The sequence below is a fragment of the Spirulina sp. CS-785/01 genome (genome assembly GCF_028330525.1).
Taxonomy (GTDB): Bacteria; Cyanobacteriota; Cyanobacteriia; order Cyanobacteriales; family Spirulinaceae; genus JAQMSD01.
This window is the reverse complement of sequence record NZ_JAQMSD010000172.1, coordinates 1-3405: the sequence shown is the minus strand read 5'-3', so window position 1 is coordinate 3405 and position 3405 is coordinate 1. Positions and strand designations below refer to the sequence as shown.

Sequence of the window (3405 nt, the reverse complement as noted above, 5' to 3'; positions counted from 1 at the left end):
CCCCCAATTGCCATGTAAGCACAGGGGAACAACAGTAACCCAGACCAGCCGATGAACACGAAGCGATCGCGTTTTAGCCAGTCATCGAGGACATCGAACCAACCCCGTTGAGCCGGGGCGCGTCCTACTGCTATGGTCATAATCAAAAACCTCTTGCTGAATGCTTAATTGGCAAGATCAAGATTTTTAAATCAAGAAGCGGCATTTCTCCTCAAGAAGCTAGGCTCTTTAGGGTCGCTGGCCAAGCAGCAACTGCACACCTCTGATTCGGCTTAACGCCGTTAATCAAAATTTATGTTTCTTAACATTACCACAAGCTCACCGAAATCACAGAAGAAATCTTGGCAAATCAAAGGGTTAAGGTCAGCCTGCTCTAGAACATTATGACTGATAATTTAACAAAATGACACATCTTTCCTCAGAAATCTCCCAAAAGTTTAAGGAAATTTTCCGGATTTCCGCCCCCCAACCCCCTCCTTCTTCCTTCGGTTAACCCCACTCAATGCCCCTCCATACAGGCATTTCATCCCACCTTCCCCCCAAAGTCCCCCCCCTCCCCAAAAATGAGAAACTCGTCTCCCCCCTCAAGACCGAAGACAAAGAACAGTGAAGCCCATAAAATAGGAAAGGTTTTTCAACTAGCCACCAGACCATTCACCCAGAATATATTTACATGACAGCACAGACGACAGAGCAAGACAGTCTTGTATTACGTCAAGACGTTTTAGGATCACGCCGCTTGAGCAATTATTTTTGGGCTACTATTTGCTGGATTGGGGGGATCGGCTTTCTCCTCGCCGGCCTCTCCAGTTACTTTAAAACTAACCTTTTAATCGTCAGTGACCCCACCAGTCTCGTATTTTTCCCCCAAGGAGTCGCCCTACTGTTCTACGGCATCGCCGGGAGTGCAGTAGCCCTCTACCAAACCGGAACAATTCTCCTCGACCTAGGAGGAGGTTACAACGAATTCAATAAAAAAACTGGAGAAGTAACCATTTTTCGTTGGGGATTCCCCGGCAAAAACCGCCGCATTGAACTAAAAGCCCTCTTAGATGACATACAATCTGTCAAAGCCGAAATTCGGGAAGGCTTAAACCCCAAACGGGCCCTCTACTTGCGCGTGAAAAAACAACGGGATATCCCCTTAACCCGTGTGGGAGAACCCATGTCCCTCTCAGAATTAGAAAACCAAGGTGCAGAATTAGCCCGCTTTTTACAAGTCCCCCTCGAAGGACTGTAACCCCAAGCATCCCCATTTAACTTACGTTCCCTGTGACCCACACTTAACGGATTGATCATGAAACAACAACCTTGGATTTTGCCCCTGCTTCTTGCTATGGTCATAAGCAGTTGGGCATTAGTCGGATGTAGTCAAAGCGAAACTGCCTCCACTAATACAACGGCTGAAGCAAATACAATCACTGCTCAAGCGAGTAGTCCCCAAATGAGTGAGTTACCGAGATTAGAAGGCAAAGCAACCGTGATGATGACCATTAATGGGTCAGAGATCACCATGGAAGTGGATGGCGAAAATGCCCCCATCACCGCCGGAAATTTTGTCGATTTAGTAAACCGAGGGGTTTACGATGGACTGATGTTCCATCGCGTGGTCAAAGACCCGCAACCCTTCGTTGTCCAAGGGGGCGACCCGCAAAGTAAAGACCCGGATTTCCCCCAAAGTCGCTTAGGGACAGGCAGCTTTATCAATCCTGAAACAGGCAGTCCCCGCTATATTCCCTTAGAAATTAAACCCCAAGGGGCCGAAGAACCGATTTATGGGAAAACCTTAGAACAAGCCGGAATTTCTGGACCGCCAGAATTACGCCACAGTAAAGGGGCGTTGTCTATGGCGCGATCGCAAATGCCCAATTCCGCCTCCTCCCAATTTTATTTTGCCCTCGCAGACCTATCCTTCCTCGATGGCAATTACGCGGTCTTTGGCTACGTCAACCCAGGCGACTTAGGCGTAATCGATCAAATTAAACAAGGCGATCGCATTGAATCCGCCCAAGTCGTTAGTGGGTTAGAAAACCTCCAACAACCCTAAACCTGCCCCGTGGATGTTGTCGTCACCGGAATCGGTTTGTGGTCAGCCGTTGGCAACCTCGCCAGCAGTTGGCAACAGTTATTAGCCAACCAAAGCGGCATTCAACTCGCCCAACCCTTTCCAGACCTCCCACCCTTACCCATGGCGTTAAGAAACTCCACTCCGAGTCTCTTAACGCCATTGGTCATTCAAGGAGTAGAAGCCGCCCTCCAAGATGCCCAGTTAACCCCACCCCTCCCCCAAATGGGCGTTGTAGTGGGGTCGAGTCGAGGCTGTCAGGGCAACCTAGAACACCTGCGCCAACAACCCCAACCCACTCCTTGGTTAGAGAATCTCCCCCATCAAGGGGCAATTACCGCCGCCCAACAACTGCAAACTCAAGGGCCCGTCTTCTCGCCTATGGCCGCTTGTGCTACCGGAATTTGGGCGATCGCTAGGGGAGCAGAATTAATCCGCACCGGAGAATGTCAACAAGTCCTAGCCGGAGGCGTAGAAGCCCCCATCAGCCCCTTAACCCTAGCCGGATTTGAGCGCATGGGCGCGTTAGCCAAAACAGGCTGTTATCCCTTTGATCAGCATCGAGAAGGCTTAGTTTTAGGGGAAGGAGTCGCCCTTCTCGTCTTAGAATCCCTCCCCTCCGCCCAACAGCGACACGCCAAAATTTACGGCAAAATCGGCGGCTTCGGCCTCACCGCAGACGGCTATCACGTCAGCGCACCCCAACTCACCGGAACAAGTGCGCGTCTGGCCATTCAACACTGTTTAACCCGCAGTCAATTAAACCCCACCGACATTGATTATATTCACGCCCACGGCACAAGCACCCGTTTAAACGATGCCAACGAAGCGAAATTAATTAGCACTTTATTTCCCCCCGATGTTGCCGTCAGTTCCACCAAAGCTGTCACAGGACATACATTAGGTGCGTCAGGCGCAATCGGGGTAGCCTTTAGTTTAATGGCACTCCAGCAGCAAGTATTACCCCCTTGTGTGGGATTAACTCACCCAGAATTCCCTTTAAATTTAGTACGAGACGCTACAGCAGCCCAATTAAATAATGCCCTCTGTTTTAGCTTCGGCTTTGGGGGGCAAAATGCGGTTATTTCAGTTGGCAGTGAACGGGAATGATAGGGTTAACCTCTAGTAGGCGATTTACTCGACTTTTTTTGACATTAGGCCACAAAGCCCTACTTATACCCCTCCTGGAGTTTTCTGGGCCGTGCCGGATGAACAGGTTTCAAAGGTGTTTGATTTTGGGCAGGGTTATGAGAAATGCGTAATTGCACATGATTGTAAGGGCTTCTTCAGCCACTCAGTTAAACTGTAAGGTTTGCCTCGACAAACTTCAAAGGGCTTTT

General features: G+C 49.6%; 3 protein-coding genes and 1 pseudogene. 3 read left to right on the top strand and 1 reads right to left on the bottom strand.

Annotated features, from left to right (window positions below; genetic code table 11):
• Nucleotides 1–140: pseudogene (locus tag PN462_RS11360) on the bottom strand (photosystem II D2 protein (photosystem q(a) protein)); the annotation flags it as partial.
• Nucleotides 141–673: 533 nt separating this feature from the next.
• Between PN462_RS11360 and PN462_RS11355 the strand changes: the two are divergent.
• The 3 genes from PN462_RS11355 to PN462_RS11345 are packed head-to-tail and all read left to right on the top strand — an operon-like array spanning nt 674 to nt 3175.
• The gene (locus PN462_RS11355) at nt 674–1240 is read left to right on the top strand and encodes a photosystem I assembly protein Ycf4 (protein WP_272128331.1); all 567 of its coding nucleotides are present in this window, start codon (nt 674–676) and stop codon (nt 1238–1240) included.
• A gap of 57 nt (nt 1241–1297) precedes the next feature.
• A complete protein-coding gene (locus tag PN462_RS11350; RefSeq protein WP_272128330.1) occupies nt 1298–2047 on the top strand; it encodes a peptidylprolyl isomerase in 750 nt (249 codons plus the stop codon).
• Nucleotides 2048–2056: 9 nt separating this feature from the next.
• Complete coding sequence (locus PN462_RS11345) at nt 2057–3175, top strand: beta-ketoacyl-ACP synthase (protein ID WP_272128329.1); 1119 nt, start codon at nt 2057–2059, stop codon at nt 3173–3175.
• The last annotated feature ends 230 nt before the right edge of the window (nt 3176–3405 follow it).